Genomic DNA, 17,725 nt, shown 5'->3' with positions numbered 1-17,725 from the left:
AACTACAGGCTCAGGTACTCCTTGAGTTCCCACGGGGTGACCTGGCCGCGGTAGTCGGCCCACTCCCGGCGCTTGTTGCGCAGGAAGAAGTCGAACACGTGCTCACCGAGGGTTTCGGCGACCAGTTCGGAGCGTTCCATCGACTGCAGGGCCTCGTCGAGGGTGCCGGGCAGGGCGCGGAAGCCCATGGCGCGGCGTTCGGCGTCGGTGAGCGCCCAGACGTCGTCCTCGGCCTCGGGCGGCAGATCGTAGCCCTTTTCGACACCGCGCAGACCCGCGGCCAGCAGCACCGCGAAGGTCAGGTACGGGTTGCAGGCCGAGTCGGGGCTGCGGATCTCGACGCGCCGCGAGGAGGACTTGTTCGGCGTGTACATCGGCACCCGCACCAGCGCCGAGCGGTTGGACCGGCCCCACGAGGCCGCGGTGGGGGCCTCGCCGCCGTGGATCAGCCGCTTGTAGGAGTTCACCCACTGGTTGGTGATCGCACTGATCTCGGGGGCGTGCTCGAGGATGCCCGCGATGAACGAGCGGGCGGTGCCCGAGAGGTTGTTCGGGTCGTCCGGGTCGGCGAAGGCGTTGGACTCGCCTTCGAACAGGCTCATGTGGGTGTGCATGGCCGAACCGGGGTACTGGGAGAACGGTTTGGGCATGAACGTCGCGCGCACGCCCTCGTCGATCGCCACCTCCTTGATGAGGTAGCGGAAGGTCATCACGTTGTCGGCCATCGACAGGGCATCGGCGTAGCGCAGGTCGATCTCCTGCTGGCCCGGGGCGCCTTCGTGGTGGCTGAACTCGACCGAGATGCCCATCGACTCGAGCGCGTCGATGGCGTGGCGGCGGAAGTTGGGGGCCGCGTCGTGCACGGCCTGATCGAAGAAGCCGCCGTTGTCGGCCGGTGTGGGTTCGTAGCCGTCCTTGAGCAGGTTCTTCAGCAGGAAGAACTCGATCTCGGGGTGCACGTAGCAGCTGAAGCCGACGTCGGCGGCCTTGTTGAGCTGGCGGCGCAGCACGTGGCGCGGGTCGGCCCACGACGGCGAACCGTCGGGCATGGTGATGTCGCAGAACATGCGGGCCGAGTGCTGGTGGCCCTTGGAGCTGGCCCAGGGCAGCACCTGGAAGGTCGAGGGATCGGGCCGCGCGACCATGTCCGCCTCGGACACACGCGCGAAGCCCTCGATGGCCGACCCGTCGAAACCGATACCTTCCTCGAAGGCGCCTTCGAGCTCGGCGGGGGCGATGGCGACGGACTTGAGGTAGCCCAGCACGTCGGTGAACCAGAGACGCACGAAGCGGATGTCCCGCTCTTCGAGCGTCCGCAGCACGAATTCCTTCTGGCGATCCATACCGGCGAGCGTAAGCACCCGGCGTTAAATCCGTGTTACATCCGGGATCGGGTTTGCCGGGTGCTCGCCTCGTTCGCCCATCTCACCGGGCACGACCCGGCGAGAGGCGCCGCTTTCGGCTCTCAGCATATGAGACCGGGTTCGGGTGCGGCGAGCCCGACGAGGTAGTCGACCACGGCGCTGTCGAGGCAGCGGTCGCCGGCGACGAACGCCGCGGTGTGCCCGTTGCCGCGGAAGGTGATCAGGGCCGCGCCCAGCTGCTCGGCCAGATCGACACCGGCTTGATACGGCGTGGCCGGGTCACCGGTCGTGGACACGACCACGGTGGTGGGCAGACCGGGCGCCGAGATCCGGTGCGGAGTGCTGGTGTTGGGTACCGGCCACGAAGCGCACAGTTCCAACGGGGCGGCGCCGGTGCCCTTGCCGTCGTCGAGGAAGGGTGCGGCCATGCGGTATTCAGCGTCCTGGCGGGCGGCGACGGCGGGGTCGGTGACGCGCGGATCGTCGACACAGCGAATGGCGTTGAACGCGTCCTGGGTGTTGCTGTAAGTGCCGTCGGGGCGGCGATTGAGATAGCTGTCGGCCAGCTCCAGCAGGGTGTCGCCCTCACCCTCGCGCAACTCGGTCAGCCCCTGGGTGAGCTGGGGCCAGAACTGCTCGCTGTAGAGCGCCTGCTGCACACCGGTGATCGCGTCGTTGTAGCTGAGGCCACGTGGGTCGGTGGTCGCGGCGGGCGCGGTCATGAGCGGGTCGACCAGTTCCCGGAACCGGGCCACGGCCTGCGCGGGATCGGTGCCCAGCGGACAGTCCGGCCTGGTCGCGCAGTCGGCGGCGTAGGCGTCGAACACACCCTGGAAACCCGCGGCCTGGCGCAGCGATTCCTGCACCGGATCCTGCGAGGCGTCCACCGCGCCGTCGAGCACCATCGCGCGCACGTTCTGCGGGTACTTCTCGGCGTAGGCCGCGCCGAGGCGGCTGCCGTAGGAGTAGCCGAGGTAGCTCAGTTTCGCGTCACCGAGCGCCGCGCGCAGCACGTCCATGTCCTGGATCACCTCGCGAGTGCCGACGTGGGCGAGCAACTCGGCACCGGTGCGCTCGACACAACGCTGGGCGTACTCGCGGTTGTCGGCTTCGGCTTCGGCGATACCGGCCGGGGTGTTGTCCGTCGGCGGCTCGGCGCGTTCGGCGTCGGCCTGCGCCGCGGTGAGGCACTCGATCGCGGGCAGCGAAGCGCCCACCCCGCGCGGGTCGAAACCGACACGGTCGAAGTTCGCGGCCACCTGGGTGCCGTTGCCGATGGCCACCGTCGACAGGCCCGAGACCCCGGGTCCACCCGGGTTCAGCAGGAGCGAACCGATCTTGTCACCGGTGGCCGGGATCCGCGACAGCGCGATCTGGGCGGTGGGACCGTCGGGGCGGGCGTAGTCGACGGGCACGTTCACCCGCGCGCACTCGGTGTTGGGTGGCAGTCGCTGGTCCGAGCCGCCGTACCCCTGGCAGGACCCCCAGTCGACCTCCTGCTCGTAGAAGGCACTCAGGCCCGGCGGCGGCGGGGGCAACTCGGCGCGCGGCGCACGCTCGGCCGTACCGCATCCGCTGAGGAGCAGAGCGCAGATCGCTCCGAGACCGACGACGAGCCTGCCTCGCTGCACAGTGGGCCCACCCTTTCCGCGCCTCCCGGCGCAATACGATGCGCCCGAATGGGCTCGCCATCACGGTAGCCGAACCACGGGTGTGACCGATCACACCGGTCGGGCCCTTAAAACGGCTCAGCCGGAGGTGGCACACTGAAATCGTCACAAAAACCCGGGGACCCGATTACGGGCCTCGAGGAACCAGACGAAAGGGACGATGATGTCCGTATCCGATGAGCAGACCCCTGCCTACGGTGCCGCTCCCGCCACTGACCGGCCTCGCCGCAAGACCCGTGTCCAGCATCTACAGCAGATGAAGGCCGAGGGGCAACGCTGGTCGATGCTGACCGCCTACGACTACTCCTCGGCTCGGCTGTTCGAGGAAGCGGGCATTCCCGTGCTGCTGGTCGGCGATTCCGCCGCCAATGTCGTGTACGGCTACGACACCACCGTGCCGATCACCGTCGACGAACTGATTCCGCTGGTCCGCGGTGTGGTGCGCGGCGCGCCGAACGCCCTGGTCGTGGCCGACCTGCCCTTCGGCACCTACGAGTCCTCACCGCAGCAGGCCCTGGCCACCGCGACCCGGTTCATGAAGGAGGGCGGCGCGCACGCGGTGAAGCTCGAGGGCGGCGAACGAGTCGCCGAGCAGATCGCGCTGATCACCGCCGCGGGCATCCCGGTGATGGCCCACATCGGTTTCACCCCGCAGAGCGTGAACACGCTCGGCGGCTTCCGGGTGCAGGGCCGCGGCGACGCCGCCGAACAGCTCGTGGCCGATGCGCTCGCGGTGCAGGAGGCCGGGGCGTTCTCGGTGGTGATGGAGATGGTGCCCGCCGAGCTGGCCGGCCAGGTCACCGGCAAGCTCACCATCCCCACCGTCGGTATCGGCGCGGGCGCCGAATGCGACGCCCAGGTGCTGGTGTGGCAGGACATGGCCGGATACACCAGCGGCAAGACCGCGAAGTTCGTCAAGCGCTTCGGCAATGTCGGTGATGAACTGCGCTCTGCTGCCGCTGCTTTCGCGGACGAGGTGCGGCAGGGGACGTTCCCCGGGCCCGAGCACAGTTTCTGAGATCACGGTGGGGCCGGCCCGGTGATCAGCGGGCCGAGCCGGCAGCGTGTGGCGATCTTCGGTGGATGGCAAACTCGGTGGTGACTGTCGTCTACTGAGCAGAGGTGCCGATGCCACAACGACCCGCCCCTCCGGTGCTGTGATGCGTGGGCTCTACCCCGAGATCGAGCCGTTGGAGCACGGCCTGCTCGATGTCGGCGACGGTCAGTCGGTGTACTGGGAGCTCAGCGGGAATCCCGACGGCAAGCCGGTGGTGTTCGTCCACGGCGGCCCGGGCGGTGGCACCGGCCCGCTGCAGCGGCGCTTCTTCGATCCCGCGGTGTACCGGATCGTGCTGTTCGATCAGCGGGGGTGCGGAAAGTCGGTGCCCCACATCGCCGATGGGGCGAGCCTGGCCACCAACACCACCGCGCACCTGATCGCCGACATGGAGTCGCTGCGCGAGCACCTCGGCATCGACCGCTGGCAGGTGTTCGGTGGGTCGTGGGGTTCCACCCTGGGCCTGGCCTACGCCCAGGCCCACCCCCGCCGGGTCACCGAACTGGTGTTGCGTGGCATCTTCCTGTTGCGGCGCAAGGAGATCGACTGGTACTACAACGGCGCGGCGGGCAACGTCTACCCCGCCGAGTGGGCGAAGTTCCTCGCACCGGTGCCCGTCGAGGAGCGCGGTGACGACCTCGTCGAGGTGTATCACCGGCTGCTGCACTCCCCTGATCCGCAGGTCGCGCTCGACGCCGCGATCGCCTGGTCGACGTGGGAAGGGGCGACCAGTTCGCTGCTGCCGCAACCGGACCGGGTCGCCGAAACCGGTGAGGCCCGCTTCGCGCTGGCGTTCGCCCGGATCGAAAACCACTATTTCCGGCACGGCGGATTCCTCGACGAGGGACAGTTGTTGCGAGACATCGATCGGATCGCCGACATCCCCGGCGTGATCGTGCAGGGCCGCCACGACATCGTGTGCCCCGCGGTGAGCGCCTGGGATCTGCACACCGCGTGGCCGGGTTCGACCTTGCACATCGTCGAGGACGCCGGTCACAGTGCGCAGGAGCCCGGCATCACCCACCAACTGGTGGAGGCGACCGACGCGTTCGGAAAGTGAGGCTCGACCATGACGACCGAGGCCGGCCAAGCAGTTGTCACGGCACTGCGCGAGGACATCGACCGGCTCTCGGCCGCTGAACCCGAGGTACGCACCGACGCCGACGATTCGGTGCATCAGATGCGGGTGGCGACGCGCCGGCTGCGCAGTGTGCTGCGTTCCTACCGCGAGCTGTTCGACACCGGCGCGGCGGCCGACACCGTGACCGAGCTGAAATGGCTGGCCGAGTTGCTCGGGCGCGCCCGCGACGCCGAGGTCCGAGCCGCTCGGTTCGCCGACCTGCTCGCCGCCCACGCCGCGGTGCCCGCCGCGGTCACCGACACCCTGGTCGGCGCCGCACGCGCGGAATACGCCGCCGCCCACGCCGAGATCCTGACCGCGCTCGACAGCGAACGCTACCGCCGCCTGCGCGAGGTCCTGACCACCTGGCGCACCGACCCCCCGCTCGCACCGGGCGCGGCCGGTGCCGACGCGGGCGAGGCTTTCGAGCGGGTGCTGCGCCGTGACCGCAAACGCCTGCGCAAAATGGTCTTCGCCGAACCCACCGCCGCACCCGCCGAGCGGGTGGAGCTGCTGCACGATATCCGCAAGGGCGCCAAGCGTTTACGGTACTCGTGTGAAGCGGCGGGCGCCGTGCTCGGCGCCGATGCCACCGCCCTGGGCGCGCGCGCAAAACGCCTGCAATCGGTGCTGGGCGACCACCGCGACGCCGTCGAGTCGCGCGCGGCGATCACGGCTGTCGCCACGGGACCGCACGCCACGTTCTACGAAATCCTCGCCGACACCGAGGAAGCCGCCGCGGGCGCGGCCATCGCCCACTACCCGGCCGCCGCCGCATTCATCTCCGCGGCCGGCTGACCAGGCGGTCGTTCATTCAGCCGGGATAGGTGAAGGTGACCGTGCGACTCTCGGCGTCGGCCACCGTGAGCCGCACCGAGACCCGCTCCCCCTCCGGCGGTTCGCCCGCGCAGCGCCCGAGAATGGGCGGGTCCTCGACGAAGATCTCGGCGGGGCGCGAACCATCGGCGCCACGCAGGACCATCGCGGCGAAATCGGTGCCGACGCGGGGCGCGAGCAGTGTCGCCTCGGTGAGGTCGATGCAGGCACGATCCACCTTGCCCGCCACGCCGTCGGTGCGGCGCATCGTTTCGGCGGCGCCCTTCAACCCGTCCGCGACCCACTGCGGCACCTCGGTACCCGCGCAGTGTGCCAGGCAGATCTCGGTGGTGAAGCGGTCGGCCAGCCGTCGCAGCGGCGCCGTCACGTGGGCGTAGGGGGCGCCGATCGCGCTGTGGGTCAACTGGTCGGGGGCGGGGTCGTCGAGTTGGTCGAGCAGTGTGTAGCCGGCCCCGCGCAGCAGGCCGGTGGACTCCGACATCAGCACCAGCGCGGCGGGGGTGTTGACGTCGAGACCGGCCAGCATCCGGCCCACCGGCATCTCGGCCGGCCAGTCGAGGCCGAGCAACTCGGCGGTGTGGCGCATCGATTCGATCGCGCTGCGCGACGGTGGCGGCATGGTGCGCAGCAGGCCGAGACCCTTGTTTTCCACCATGATTCGCGCCGCGCACATGCCGGTGAGCAACGAGACCTGCTCGTTCCAGTCATCGGCGGCGGTGCGTGGTTCCAGCTCGAGTCGCCAGCTGTCGCCGTGGGACACCACCTCCTGAGCGGGTAGCCGCAGCGAGATCGCACCCCGGTCGAGGCCCGCCTCGATGCGCAATCTGCCGAACTCCGGCAGCGCGGCGATGGCGGGGTGCGGGGTGCCCGCGTCGGCGGCGGCCTGGACCTGCGCGTAATCGAATCGTTCGCGGGAGCGCACCAGCGCGCGCGTCACCGTGCAACGGTGTGGCACAGCGGAATCGTCGAGTTCGATCGTCCAGAGGGCGGCGGGGCGGTCGCGGCCGGGTAGCAGGCTCGCGGTGTCCTCGGACAGCACCTTCGGGTGCAGTGGGACGGTGCCGTCGGGCAGATAGTAGGTCTGCCCCCGGGTTTCGGCTTCCCGGGCGAGCGCACTGCCCGGCACGATCACGGCACCGAGATCGGCGATGGCGTAGTGCAGGGTGAACCCGGTGGGCGTGCGCTCGAGGTGCAGCGCCTGGTCGAGATCCATGGCGCCGGGCGGGTCGATGGTCACGAATTCGATATCGGTGCGGTCGACCCGGGTGCCCGCGAACGCGTCGACCGCGTCGCGGGCTTCGGAGACGGCCTCGGCCGGATAATCCGAGGCCAGTCCGAATTCGGAACGGATGGCGTCGAAGTCGACCGGCGCCGAGACGATCCGCTGATGGAGGTCCATCCTGGCAGATTAGCTGTTACTGCAGCGCCAGCATGGTGCCGTTGAGCTGATCGATGGGACCGAACACCGTGAAGGTGACCCGGCCGCCCGGTACCGCCGAGGACACGGTCGCCGCCGCGTCCAGGGCCTGCCCGAACGAGGCCGCCGACGGATGCGGCAGACCCGCGATGCCCATGCCGATCCGCGACTGGTGTACCCAGGCGGTGTCGGCGGGGCTGAGGTCGACCTGAACTCCGCCCGGCAGCGGGGTCACCGCGACCGCGCCGGCCGATCCGGCACCCAGCGAAGCGATTACCGCAGCGGCTCCGGCGATCAGTGCACCGGCGACAATGGAACGAACTACCCGCATGTAAATGTGACCTGCTTCCGCGATCGAAATGTGTTGAGCCCGCAACCCGCGGTAGCGAGCCTTGCCGACGGCCAACACTCTATGACCTCGCTCACCTTCCCGGCGGATTCCAGCACATTTTCCGCCGTCGACATGCTCGGCCCCGGCCGGACCGCCCGATGGGAGGTGCCATGGTGCCCGAGGCGCTAGCATCGCGCTGCGTGAGAAGAACTACCGCCGCCATCGCGGCAGGCACCACCGTGTTCGTCCTGTTCCTGAGCGGTTGCGGCGAGGACACCTCCGTCGCCGCCGACCCGACATCCACCACCCCTGCCGTGCAGGTCGACCCGGGCAAGGCCGCCATGTTCGTGGTGAGCTACCGCAACGCGTTCCCGAAGCTGGCGCAGGACCGCGACGACGCGGCGGTACGCGGGGTGCTCGACCACACCTGCTCCGATGTCGCGGCGGGCGTCTCCGAGGCCGACACCGTGGCCGGCGTGGTGCGGCGCACCGAGAACGGCGCCACCACCGCCACCCAAGAGGAGGCGCAGGCAATCTATGAAATGGCCGAGCTGATGTGCTGAGCCGGCGGGCGAGGCGGCGGAACCCTCACGGGGTCCGCCGCCTCGTCGCTTCCGGGCGGAGGAGCCGGCCTGTAAGCCGGATCCTGTCCCCGATTCGCATCGGGGGGCGACCATCCATCTGGACACACCGTTGCCGGGTGCCTCGAGCGGTCCACCCGCAGGCTCGGGCGAGCAGCCCTCGAACACCTGCGCAGTCGCACCGCGAAGTGCGACCTTCGACCTTGCTCCGGGCGGGGTTTACCTAGCCGCCCCGGTCACCCGGGGCGCTGGTGCGCTCTTACCGCACCGTTTCACCCTTACCGCACCTGCGTGCGGCGGTCTGTTTTCTGTGGCACTGTCCCGCGGGTCGCCCCGGGTTGCCGTTAGCAACCGCCCTGCTCTGTGGAGTCCGGACTTTCCTCGGTGCCGGGCAGCGGCGCCTGCGCGCCCGTTCCCGTCACCGCGGTCGCCCGGCCGACTCATCCGCCGCTCCATGGTACTCGGTACCGTAACCACTCATGGAACGTGTCGACGTCAGTTTCCCTTCGGGTGACCAGCAATGCGCCGCGTGGCTCTACCTGCCTGACGGCGCGCCGAGGCCGCGACCGCTGGTGATCATGGGACACGGGCTGGGGGCGACCCGCGAGATGGGGTTGGATCGGTATGCGCGACGTTTCGTCGCGGCGGGAATGGGGGTATTGGCTTTCGACTACCGGCATTTCGGCGCCAGCGAGGGTGCGCCGCGCCAACTGCTGCACATCGCCAGGCAGCGCCAGGACTGGAAGGCCGCGATCGCCTACGCGCGCAGCATCCGTGGGTTCGACGCGACCCGGATCGCGTTGTGGGGCACATCGTTCGGCGGCGGGCACGTGCTCTCGGTCGCGCCCGACGACGACTACCTCGCCGCCGTCGTGGCACAGGTGCCGTTCACCAGCGGCTGGGCCTCGGCGATGGCCAAGGGCCCGATCAGCCTCACCAAGGTGGCCACGGTCGCGGTGACCGATGTGCTGTTCGGTCCGTTGCGCCGCAAACCGATCCGCATCCGATTGGCGGGCCGCAAGCGCGCCGCCGCGCTGATGAGCGCCGCCGACGTGCCGGAGGGAAATGGCCGGCTCGCCGAGGAGAGCGTCACCTACGAGCCGAAAGTCGCGGCGCGCGTGGCCTTCTCGACCCTGTTCGACAGACCGGGCCGCCGCGCCAAGGCACTGAAGATCCCGGTGCTGTACACCATCGCCGAAAACGATTCGATCGCACCGGCCGGCCCCACCCGCAAGGCCGCAGGCCGCACCAAGCACGCGGTGGTCAAGCAGTACCCGGTGGGCCACTTCGACGTCTATTTCGACGACGTCTTCGAACAGGTGGTGCGCGACCAGACCGATTTCCTGGTCTCGATCCTGCGGCCCTGACACTGCCTCGCGGGCAATGGCCACGGCGGCGGCCGGGCTTGCCCTGAGACGACGAGGGGCGCAGCACCGGACAGTGCTGCGCCCCTCGCGGTTCAGGTGCGGATCAGATGGGCTGGAACCCCGCGCCGACACCGCCCGCCCGGTTCACCACGTCCAGGATCACCTGGATCGGCTGGAAGTAGGCGGGCGAGTGGATGGGGTTGACGCCACCGGTGCAGGGCACGTTGAAATCGATGGGGCCCAGGCCGGTGAGCCGGCCCTGGTTCATCCCGACCAGCTGGTCACCGACCACGACCGGGCCACCGGAATCACCCGGCTGCGAGCAGTACTGGTTGATGGAGGTGCCTTCGAGCTCACCCCACACCACACCGCAGCTGCGGCCGGTGGTCCGCCCGTCCGAGCACACGGTGGTGCCCGCGCCGGGCAGGCCGCCGATACCGGCCACGGTGGTCTCACCGATCGTGCGCGTGGGAATCACCTTCGACGCGTCCAGTTGCAGCACAGCGAAATCCAGGTAGGCACCGTCGTCGGAGAAGGCGACGGTACCGATCACGCCCGCGTCCAGCGCCTGCTCGGCAGCCACCCGGGCACCGGTCGGTGCGCAGTGGCCGGCGGTGAGACCGACGAGCCGGCCCGCGTTGTCGTGCCCGATCGCGGTGAGCGAACAGCCGGCGTCGTTGTCGAAGACGATGCCCGATCCGGCGCCCAGCACCACGCTCGGCTCGGCCGAGACGCTACCCGCACCGGTGGACGCGGTGAGCGCCCCCGCGATGGCCGCCGCGACCGCCGCCATCCGTAGAAACCTCATCAAGTACCTTTCTCGATGGCCGCGGGATTCCGCGCGCCCGAGAACTTTTCGGGCGTTCGGGCGCTGTCGTTACGCCGCCCTCAGCCGGGGCGACCGTACCGTGCCCGGGTGACACAAGGCCAGCTCAGAGGTAGGAGGTGTCGTTGACCAGGCGCACCGAGGCACCGCCGTCGGGATAGAACTCGGCGATACAGAGCGAGGCCAGGTCCAGGTGCAGGCGGTAGAGCAGTGACGGCCCGACACCGAGTGCCAGCTGCAGCAACGTCTTGATCGGCGTGACATGGCTGACCACCACGATGTTCTCGCCGGGATAGAGCCCGACCAGATCGCGGCGGACCCCTTCGACGCGCTCCCGCACCTGATCGAAGCTCTCCCCACCGGGCGCGGGGATCGACGGGTCGCCGAGCCAGTCGGCATGCAGGTCCGGATCCCGCTGTGCGGCTTCGGCGAAGGAGAGTCCCTCCCACTCGCCGAAGTCGGTTTCGGTGAGACCGTCGAGAATGCGCAGTGGGACGTCGAGCGCGGTGGCCGCGGCTTCGGCGGTGGCCCGGGCCCGTTGCAGTGGCGAGCTGAGCACGGCGGCGATACCGCCTTTGGTCGCGAGCATTTTCGCGGCGCGCTCGGCTTGTTCTCGGCCGAGTTCGGTCAGCGGGGGGTTGCCGCGCCCGGAGTAACGGCGTTCCACCGACAGCTCGGTCTGGCCGTGCCGCAGCAGCAGCAGTCGCGTGGGTTTGCCGATCGCGCCGGTCCAGCCGGGAGCGGCATGCGAAACCCGCTGGGACGCGGTGGGTTCCGCGGGTAGCACCGGGTCGTCGGGTGAGGACACGGGCGTGGCGATCACCTGGTCGCCCGGTGTGTGCCCGGCGGCGACGGTCTCGCGGACCATCCCCACCACGGCGCCGTCGTCCATCGCCTCGTTCGCCAGCCGGTCGGCATGGGAGTTCTCGGCGCGCGGAATCCAGGTGAAACTCACCTGGTCGAAACCGGCGACCAGGGCCCGCGCCTGTTCGGCGAGCGGGATCATCGAGGCGTGCTTGATCTTCCAGCGTCCCGACATCTGCTCGACGACAAGTTTGGAGTCCATCCGCACCGTCACCACGCGGGCCCCGAGCTCGGCGGCAGCCGCCAGACCCGCGATCAGCCCTCGGTACTCGGCCACATTGTTGGTGGCGACACCGACGTACTCCTTGCGTTCGGCGAGTACCCGAACGTGGTCGTCGGCGAAGACGACCGCGCCGTATCCGGCCGGGCCGGGGTTGCCGCGTGAGCCGCCGTCGGCTTCGACGATCACCCGCATCGGCGCACCGTCACAGGCCCGATTCCTTGGTGCGCACCATGATCGCGCCGCATTCGGGGCACCGCACCACGGCATCGGGGGCGGCCTTGGCGATGCGCTGGATCTCGCCTCGGTCGATCTCGATGCGGCAGGCACCGCAGCGGCGGGCCTGCAGCAGTGCCGCGCCGACACCGTTGGCCGTGCGCTGCTTGTCGTAGACGGCGAGCAGTTCGTCCGGGAACTGGCCGATCAGGGCTGCGCGGTCCTTCTCACAGCGCTGCTGGGCCACCTCCAGATCAGCCATCGCCTCGTCGCGCAGGCGTTCGGCGTCGTGGAGTTCCTCGTCGGCCCGGCTGAGCCGGGCACCCGCGTGATCATGGTCGGCGGCCATGGCTTCGCGCTGCTCCATCACACTGAGCAGCTCGTCCTCGAGCACCGAGCGGCGACGCTCCAGGCTGCCCAGTTCGTGCTGCAACTCGGAGAGCTGCTTGGCCGCCACAGTGCCCGCGGTGAGCATGGCGCGGTCGCGGTCCTCGCGCTTGCGGACGGCCTCGACCTCACCCTCGAGCTTGCGGATGTCGCGGTCCAGGTCGTCGATGCCGATCTCCACGGCCACGGCCGCGTCCTTGTAGCCGTTGCGTTCGGCCGCCAGCCGCGCCACCTCCTGCTGCTCGGGCAGCGCGGTGCGGCGATGCGCGATCCGCGTCAGCTCGGCATCGACAGTGGCGAGCTGCAGCAGCTTGGACTGGACCGACGGTTCGACATTCAACGCGCACGAACTCCTGAACACAGTGGACGGATGGATCGATCAACCGTACCGCGCCGCGGGAGGCGAACATGCCATGACCCGAAGACCCGGCCCGGCCCGGTCAGCCGGTGACCGTCCACGGGTCGGTGCGCAGGGTCGAGACACGGGTCGTCAGGTCGGGCAGGGACGCGATGACGACCGATTCCGCCTGCGCGCACCACGGGAACTCGGTGGCCCAGTGGGCGGCGTCGATGAGGGCGGGGCCACCGCGGCGCAGGTGTTCGTCGACGGGGTGGTGCCGCAGGTCGGAGGTGAGGTAGGCGTCGACTCCGGCACGGATGGCCGCATCGAGGTAGGAGTCGCCCGCACCGCCGCAGACCGCCACTCGCTCGACGACACGGTCCGGGTCGCCCGCGGCGCGCACGCCCCAGACGGTGCGGGGCAGGCCGGCGCCCACCCGCGCGGTGAACGCGCGCAGAGTTTCGGGCTCGGCGAGCGCACCGATACGGCCGATGCCGAGCGAGGACGGCAGCGCGGCGCGTTCGGTGACGTGGTAAGCGGGTTCCTCGTACGGGTGGGCCGCGCGCAGAGCAGCCAGTACGGCCCGGCGCGCGGACGGCGGGGCGACCACCTCCACGGCGTCCTCGGCGACGGTTTCGACCGTGCCGATCGCACCGATGGCCGGATTCGCGCCCTCGACGGGGCGGAACTGTCCGGTGCCCGCGGTGTACCAGGCGGCTTCCCGGTAGTCACCGACCGCGCCCGCGCCCGTGGTGAACAGCGCCGACATCAGCGCGGCGGTGTGGGTCTGTGGCACCTGGATGACCCACTTGTCCATGGGGGCAACAGGTTTCGGATCGAGTGGGCCGGCAACGGTGAGGCCCACAGCGGCGGCCAGGGCATCGGAGACGCCGGGGTCGGCGGAGTCGGCGTTGGTGTGCGCGGAGAACAGTGCGCAGCCCGCGCGGATCAACCGGTGCAACAGTGCGCCCTTGGGCGTATCGGCGGCGACGGTGTCGACACCGCGCAGCAGCAGCGGGTGGTGCACCACCAAAGCCTGCGCGCCCCAGCCGATCGCCTCGTCGACCACGGCGGCGGTGGCGTCGACGGCGAACAGCACCTTGGTGACCTCCTGCGCCGGATCACCGCAGACGAGGCCGACCGAATCCCATGATTCGGCCAGCTTCGGTGGGTATGCCGCGTCGAGCACGCTGATCATCTCGGCCAGGTCGGTCACACCGTCTCCTTCGTATAGCTTCGCGTAACAACGGTTTCAGTAGCGGAAGGCTCGGTCACCACAGCGTCGCTCGCAGTCCGTCGATCAACTGGTCGACCTCGGCCGCGCCCCGCACCGCTACCCGCAGGTGGTCGGGTCCGAGGCCGGGGAAGGTGTCGGCGCGGCGGACCGCGATGTGACGGTCGGCGAGGCGTTTGCGCAGCAGGGCTCCGTCGGGGACGCGCAGCAGCAGGAAGGGCCCGGCGGCGGGCGTGTGCACGTCGATCCCGAGTGCGCTCAGCCGGTCGATCATGACGGCCCGGTCGGCGGCGATCCGGTGTGCGTGCCGACGGGACTCGGCAACAGCGGCCGGTTCTGCGGTGGCGATGATCGCCTCGAGTTGCAGGGTGCCCAGTGGCCAGTGCGGACGCCCGTGCGCGAGCCGCGACAGCAATTCCGGCGCGCCGAGCAGGTAACCGCATCGCAGTCCGGCCAGCGCCCAGGTCTTGGTGAGGCTGCGCAACACCAGGATGTCGGGGGCGCGGAGCCCGGCCAGCGATTCCGGTTCGCCCGGACCGGCCGCCGCGCCGTCGCAGTCGGGCACCGGCCGAGGTTCCGAATCGGCGCGGCCAGGCTCGGGCGCCGTGGCCTTCCGGTCGTCCACCGCGGGCCCATGCCGGGTCGGCGCTGCGGCGGGCTCCGCTGAACCGCCGGAAGCCGCGGCGGCACCGAGCCCCACTCGCCGGGCGGCCGACACCACACCCTCGGGGGTGCCACCGACCACCGCATCGGCGAAGGCTTCGTCGACGACGATGATCCGGCCCGGGCGGCGTAACGCCCGGATGGTGGCTGCCGCGTGCAGGACCGAGGTGGGATTGGTCGGGTTACCGAGGACCACGAGGTCGGCTTCGTCGGGGACGAGGGCGGGATCGAGGGTGTACGGCGGTGCCAGGATCACCCGCGTCACCGGCACGCCTGCCTCGCGCAACGCCAGTTCCGGCTCGGTGAACGAGGGGTGGACGACGGCGGCCAGGCGCGGGGCCAGGCGCGGCAGCATCGCGAAGCCTTCGGCGGCGCCGGCCAGCAACAGCACCTCGTCGGGGGTGCGGCCGTGCCGGGCGGCGACGGCGGTGCGGGCGGTGCGGTCCTCGTCGGCGTCCGGGTAGCGGCCGAGGTCGGTGAGGCGGGCGGCCAGGCGCGCGCGCAACCAGGCGGGCGGGGCCACACCCTGGACGTTCACCGCGAAATCGAGCATGCCCGGGCGGGCCTCCACGTCACCGTGGTGGCGCAGCATCGCGGGGTCGATGGAGTCCTCGAACACAACTGAACACCCTACGTGGCGGCGGGTCGGCGGCTCGGGCGACAATGGGTCGCGTGGGTCCACTTCATGTCTCGTTCGTTTGTACAGGCAATATCTGCCGGTCGCCGATGGCCGCGAAGATGTTCGAAGCACATCTGTACCGCGCCGGACTCGCGAACCGGGTGCGGGTGAGCAGCGCGGGCACCGGATCGTGGCACGTCGGCGATCCCGCCGACCCGCGGACCGAGGCGACGCTGCGCCGCGCCGGGTACCCCACCGAACACGTGGCGGCCACGTTCGGCGCCGAGCATCGCGACGCCGATCTGATCGTCGTCCTGGATACCGGGCACGATCGGGAACTGGCGCATCGCGGTGTGCCCACCGAGCGGCGCCGGTTGCTGCGCAGCTTCGACCCCGCCGCCGACGGCGTGGACGTGCCCGACCCGTACTACGGCATCCAGGCCGACTTCGACCTCGTGCGCGACCAGATCGAAGCCGCGATCCCCGGCCTGCTCGACTGGGTGCGCGCCGAACTCGAGGCCCGCGAACCCGCGGATGCGCGACGCTGATGCGAAAACTCACGTTCCTGCTGCGCCCGAGCTGGCTGGTCCTGGCGCTGATCGTCGCGGCGTTCGCCTATCTGTGTTTCACCATCCTGGCGCCGTGGCAGCTGAACAAGAACTCCAGCACCGAGCACCGCAACCAGCTGATCGCCGACTCGGTGCGCGCCGATCCGGTCACCGTGGCCGAGGTGCTCGACGGCGCCGCCGGTCCGCACACCGAATGGCGAAAGGTCACCGCGACCGGCACCTTCCTACCCGATTCGACCGTGCTGGTGCGCCTGCGCCACCTCGACGGCGCCCCCGGTTACGCGGTGCTCGGGGCGTTCCGCCTCGACGACGGGCGCACCCTGCTCGTCGACCGCGGCCTGGTCGCCGCCACCGACGGCACCCGTGCGCCCGCCATCGACGAACCGCCTGCGGGCCCGCAGCGGATCGAGGCGCGGGTGCGGGCTTCCGAGGGCGTCGTCCCCGACAAGACTCCGAGTACCCAGGACGGCTATCGCCAGGTGTACACGATCGACATCGCCCAGGAATCCGACGTCCTCGACGTCGCACTCACCCCCATCCCGACGGGCACCGACATGGGCGGCTACCTGCAGCTGGCCGAAAATCAGCCCGGCGCTTTCACCCCCGTCCCACTCCCCCAGCTGGACGCCGGCCCCTACCTCTCCTACGGCCTGCAATGGCTGGCCTTCGGTGTGATGGCACCACTCGGCCTCGGCTACTTCGTCGTCGCCGAACTCCGCGCCCGCCGCCGCGACCGCGCCGACTCCGCCCCGGCCGCCCCCACGACGGCGACGCCCACCGAGCCCGCTGTGCCCACCACGCAGGCCCGCCTGGCCGACCGCTACGGCCGTAACCGCTGACCCAGCTCACCTTGCCGCGCCCAGTCGACCACTACAGCCAGACCCCGACCCGGCCCATGCGACTCGCCCCGCGACTACCGGCCACGGTTCGGCAACCACCGCGAGCGTCCGCGCTCGCGGTCGGACACTCGCCGCCGCAGCGACCGCACTCTCCAACGCTCGCACCCGAGCGACCGGTCGTAGCTCCGAAAAATCAGCGGCGGAGCACAGCCACGGCTACCGCACTCACCAACGCCCCTAGCTGAACCGCCTCCGACATCACCACCGCGCGCCGTAAGTCAGCCGCTCCCGGGGCGGGCCCATCTCCCAGCGTCGGCCGCGTCTCGACCCCGTGCCGGTACTGCGTCAACCCGCCCAACCGCACACCCAGCGCGCCGGCCATCGCCGCCTCGACCACCCCGGCGTTCGGGCTCGGGTGGGTGCCGGCATCGCGACGCCAAGCCCGCAGCGCCGCGCCCGCGCTCCCACCGACCACCGGCGCCAGCACAGCCGTGAGCAACCCGGTCACTCGGGCGGGCACCAGATTCGCCGCATCGTCGACGCGCGCCGCGGCCCAGCCGAAGCGCAGGTAGCGCTCGTTGCGGTAGCCGATCATCGCGTCGAGAGTGTTCACCGCGCGGTATCCGAGCAATCCCGGCACCCCGGCGACCGCACCCCACAGCAGGGGCGCCACGGCGGCGTCGGAGGTGTTCTCCGCGATGGATTCCAGGGCGGCACGCGCCAACCCGCCGGCCTCGAGCACGGCAGGGTCGCGGCCACACAGTGACGGCAGCAGTTCGCGGGCGCCGTCGATGTCGCCGGCGTCGAGCCGGTCGGCCATGGCGTGGCCGGCGCGGGCCAGACTGCGTCCGCCGAGTACGGCCCAGGTCGCCAGCGCGGTCGCGAGCACCCCGCCGCGCACCGCGAGGGCACCGACCGCGACGACCGACCCGACCGCCACCGCCTCGTGCACCGCTCCGGCCCGCCGATCGTCGGCATAGGTCTTGCGTTCCAATGCCGCTGCCGCCGAACCGAACCCGGCCACCGGATGCCAGCGGCGCGGATCGGCGAACACCCGGTCGAGCGCGAAACCCAGCACCAGCCCGGCCGCGGTCGATATCCCCTTCTGCACCGAGCGAGGTTAACCGGTGCGCGGAATCGTCACACTCGGCGTGGTTGTTTCGTCATCACGTCGACAACGCCCCTACACTCGGCCCCCTATCCC

General features: G+C 70.4%; 17 protein-coding genes and 1 other RNA gene. 7 read left to right on the top strand and 11 right to left on the bottom strand.

The window, feature by feature from the left end; genetic code table 11:
* Nucleotides 1–2 precede the first annotated feature (2 nt).
* Together glnA and ACFO5K_RS00820 are read right to left on the bottom strand one after the other, a co-directional pair.
* On the bottom strand, nt 3–1,343 hold the full coding sequence (glnA, locus tag ACFO5K_RS00825) for a type I glutamate--ammonia ligase (RefSeq protein WP_378555138.1): 1,341 nt from the start codon (nt 1,341–1,343) through the stop codon (nt 3–5).
* Nucleotides 1,344–1,465: 122 nt separating this feature from the next.
* Nucleotides 1,466–2,995, bottom strand: a complete 1,530-nt coding sequence (locus ACFO5K_RS00820; protein ID WP_378555137.1) for an alpha/beta hydrolase — start codon at nt 2,993–2,995, stop codon at nt 1,466–1,468.
* Between the two features lie 202 nt (nt 2,996–3,197).
* Between ACFO5K_RS00820 and panB the strand changes: the two genes are divergently transcribed.
* The 3 genes from panB to ACFO5K_RS00805 all read left to right on the top strand — a co-directional run bounded on the left by panB (nt 3,198) and on the right by ACFO5K_RS00805 (nt 6,009).
* On the top strand, nt 3,198–4,052 hold the full coding sequence (gene panB, locus ACFO5K_RS00815) for a 3-methyl-2-oxobutanoate hydroxymethyltransferase (protein WP_378555136.1): 855 nt from the start codon (nt 3,198–3,200) through the stop codon (nt 4,050–4,052).
* 142 nt (nt 4,053–4,194) lie between these two features.
* Nucleotides 4,195–5,151, top strand: coding sequence for a prolyl aminopeptidase (pip, locus tag ACFO5K_RS00810; protein WP_378555135.1), 957 nt, complete (start codon nt 4,195–4,197; stop codon nt 5,149–5,151).
* 9 nt (nt 5,152–5,160) lie between these two features.
* The gene (locus tag ACFO5K_RS00805) at nt 5,161–6,009 is read left to right on the top strand and encodes a CHAD domain-containing protein (RefSeq protein ID WP_378555134.1); all 849 of its coding nucleotides are present in this window, start codon (nt 5,161–5,163) and stop codon (nt 6,007–6,009) included.
* Between the two features lie 16 nt (nt 6,010–6,025).
* Here ACFO5K_RS00805 and ACFO5K_RS00800 read toward each other — a convergent pair whose 3' ends face one another.
* Nucleotides 6,026–7,447: an RNB domain-containing ribonuclease gene (locus tag ACFO5K_RS00800; RefSeq protein WP_378555133.1), complete on the bottom strand. Its 1,422-nt coding sequence runs from the start codon at nt 7,445–7,447 to the stop codon at nt 6,026–6,028.
* 16 nt (nt 7,448–7,463) lie between these two features.
* Nucleotides 7,464–7,796, bottom strand: a complete 333-nt coding sequence (locus tag ACFO5K_RS00795; RefSeq protein ID WP_378555132.1) for a hypothetical protein — start codon at nt 7,794–7,796, stop codon at nt 7,464–7,466.
* A 200-nt stretch (nt 7,797–7,996) separates the two neighbouring features.
* Between ACFO5K_RS00795 and ACFO5K_RS00790 the strand changes: the two genes are divergently transcribed.
* Nucleotides 7,997–8,359: a hypothetical protein gene (locus ACFO5K_RS00790; RefSeq protein WP_378555131.1), complete on the top strand. Its 363-nt coding sequence runs from the start codon at nt 7,997–7,999 to the stop codon at nt 8,357–8,359.
* 56 nt (nt 8,360–8,415) lie between these two features.
* On the opposite strand, the gene rnpB is transcribed toward ACFO5K_RS00790, so the two are convergent.
* Nucleotides 8,416–8,820: RNase P RNA component class A (gene rnpB, locus ACFO5K_RS00785), an RNA gene on the bottom strand.
* 36 nt (nt 8,821–8,856) lie between these two features.
* Between rnpB and ACFO5K_RS00780 the strand changes: the two genes are divergently transcribed.
* Nucleotides 8,857–9,744, top strand: a complete 888-nt coding sequence (locus ACFO5K_RS00780; protein WP_378555130.1) for an alpha/beta hydrolase — start codon at nt 8,857–8,859, stop codon at nt 9,742–9,744.
* A gap of 103 nt (nt 9,745–9,847) precedes the next feature.
* Here the strand turns inward: ACFO5K_RS00780 and ACFO5K_RS00775 are convergent, their stop codons facing one another.
* The 5 genes from ACFO5K_RS00775 to ACFO5K_RS00755 all read right to left on the bottom strand — a co-directional run bounded on the left by ACFO5K_RS00775 (nt 9,848) and on the right by ACFO5K_RS00755 (nt 15,086).
* Nucleotides 9,848–10,552, bottom strand: a complete 705-nt coding sequence (locus ACFO5K_RS00775) for a S1 family peptidase (RefSeq protein ID WP_378555129.1) — start codon at nt 10,550–10,552, stop codon at nt 9,848–9,850.
* 124 nt (nt 10,553–10,676) lie between these two features.
* The gene (locus ACFO5K_RS00770; RefSeq protein ID WP_378555128.1) at nt 10,677–11,849 is read right to left on the bottom strand and encodes a bifunctional RNase H/acid phosphatase; all 1,173 of its coding nucleotides are present in this window, start codon (nt 11,847–11,849) and stop codon (nt 10,677–10,679) included.
* 10 nt (nt 11,850–11,859) lie between these two features.
* Nucleotides 11,860–12,597: a zinc ribbon domain-containing protein gene (locus tag ACFO5K_RS00765; RefSeq protein WP_378555127.1), complete on the bottom strand. Its 738-nt coding sequence runs from the start codon at nt 12,595–12,597 to the stop codon at nt 11,860–11,862.
* Nucleotides 12,598–12,697: 100 nt separating this feature from the next.
* Nucleotides 12,698–13,795, bottom strand: coding sequence for a Nif3-like dinuclear metal center hexameric protein (locus tag ACFO5K_RS00760; protein WP_378555184.1), 1,098 nt, complete (start codon nt 13,793–13,795; stop codon nt 12,698–12,700).
* A gap of 73 nt (nt 13,796–13,868) precedes the next feature.
* Entirely contained in the window at nt 13,869–15,086 is a 1,218-nt protein-coding gene (locus ACFO5K_RS00755; RefSeq protein WP_378555183.1) for a pyridoxal phosphate-dependent aminotransferase, read from the bottom strand.
* Between the two features lie 71 nt (nt 15,087–15,157).
* Between ACFO5K_RS00755 and ACFO5K_RS00750 the strand changes: the two genes are divergently transcribed.
* Nucleotides 15,158–15,661, top strand: coding sequence for a low molecular weight protein-tyrosine-phosphatase (locus tag ACFO5K_RS00750; RefSeq protein WP_378555126.1), 504 nt, complete (start codon nt 15,158–15,160; stop codon nt 15,659–15,661).
* The gene (locus ACFO5K_RS00745; protein ID WP_378555125.1) at nt 15,661–16,521 is read left to right on the top strand and encodes an SURF1 family cytochrome oxidase biogenesis protein; all 861 of its coding nucleotides are present in this window, start codon (nt 15,661–15,663) and stop codon (nt 16,519–16,521) included. The genes ACFO5K_RS00750 and ACFO5K_RS00745 overlap by 1 nt, the downstream gene beginning before the upstream one ends.
* A gap of 193 nt (nt 16,522–16,714) precedes the next feature.
* Here the strand turns inward: ACFO5K_RS00745 and ACFO5K_RS00740 are convergent, their stop codons facing one another.
* Nucleotides 16,715–17,632: a cobalamin biosynthesis protein gene (locus tag ACFO5K_RS00740; RefSeq protein WP_378555124.1), complete on the bottom strand. Its 918-nt coding sequence runs from the start codon at nt 17,630–17,632 to the stop codon at nt 16,715–16,717.
* Nucleotides 17,633–17,725: the final 93 nt, after the last annotated feature.

The organism is Nocardia halotolerans, from assembly GCF_042650145.1.
In the GTDB taxonomy this organism is placed as follows: Bacteria; Actinomycetota; Actinomycetes; order Mycobacteriales; family Mycobacteriaceae; genus Nocardia; species Nocardia halotolerans.
Note: the sequence above shows the minus strand (reverse complement) of the source record. Positions and strands in the feature narration are given on the sequence as shown.

Excerpts from the sequence above, each read along its gene's own strand:
- glnA (WP_378555138.1), bottom strand. The coding sequence starts at position 1,343 with ATGGATCGCCAGAAGGAATTCGTGCTGCGGACGCTCGAAGAGCGGGAC.
- panB (WP_378555136.1), top strand. The coding sequence starts at position 3,198 with ATGTCCGTATCCGATGAGCAGACCCCTGCCTACGGTGCCGCTCCCGCC.
- pip (WP_378555135.1), top strand. The coding sequence starts at position 4,195 with ATGCGTGGGCTCTACCCCGAGATCGAGCCGTTGGAGCACGGCCTGCTC.
- ACFO5K_RS00805 (WP_378555134.1), top strand. The coding sequence starts at position 5,161 with ATGACGACCGAGGCCGGCCAAGCAGTTGTCACGGCACTGCGCGAGGAC.
- ACFO5K_RS00800 (WP_378555133.1), bottom strand. The coding sequence starts at position 7,447 with ATGGACCTCCATCAGCGGATCGTCTCGGCGCCGGTCGACTTCGACGCC.
- ACFO5K_RS00795 (WP_378555132.1), bottom strand. The coding sequence starts at position 7,796 with ATGCGGGTAGTTCGTTCCATTGTCGCCGGTGCACTGATCGCCGGAGCC.
- ACFO5K_RS00780 (WP_378555130.1), top strand. The coding sequence starts at position 8,857 with ATGGAACGTGTCGACGTCAGTTTCCCTTCGGGTGACCAGCAATGCGCC.
- ACFO5K_RS00775 (WP_378555129.1), bottom strand. The coding sequence starts at position 10,552 with ATGAGGTTTCTACGGATGGCGGCGGTCGCGGCGGCCATCGCGGGGGCG.
- ACFO5K_RS00770 (WP_378555128.1), bottom strand. The coding sequence starts at position 11,849 with ATGCGGGTGATCGTCGAAGCCGACGGCGGCTCACGCGGCAACCCCGGC.
- ACFO5K_RS00760 (WP_378555184.1), bottom strand. The coding sequence starts at position 13,795 with ATGATCAGCGTGCTCGACGCGGCATACCCACCGAAGCTGGCCGAATCA.
- ACFO5K_RS00755 (WP_378555183.1), bottom strand. The coding sequence starts at position 15,086 with ATGCTGCGCCACCACGGTGACGTGGAGGCCCGCCCGGGCATGCTCGAT.
- ACFO5K_RS00750 (WP_378555126.1), top strand. The coding sequence starts at position 15,158 with ATGGGTCGCGTGGGTCCACTTCATGTCTCGTTCGTTTGTACAGGCAAT.
- ACFO5K_RS00745 (WP_378555125.1), top strand. The coding sequence starts at position 15,661 with ATGCGAAAACTCACGTTCCTGCTGCGCCCGAGCTGGCTGGTCCTGGCG.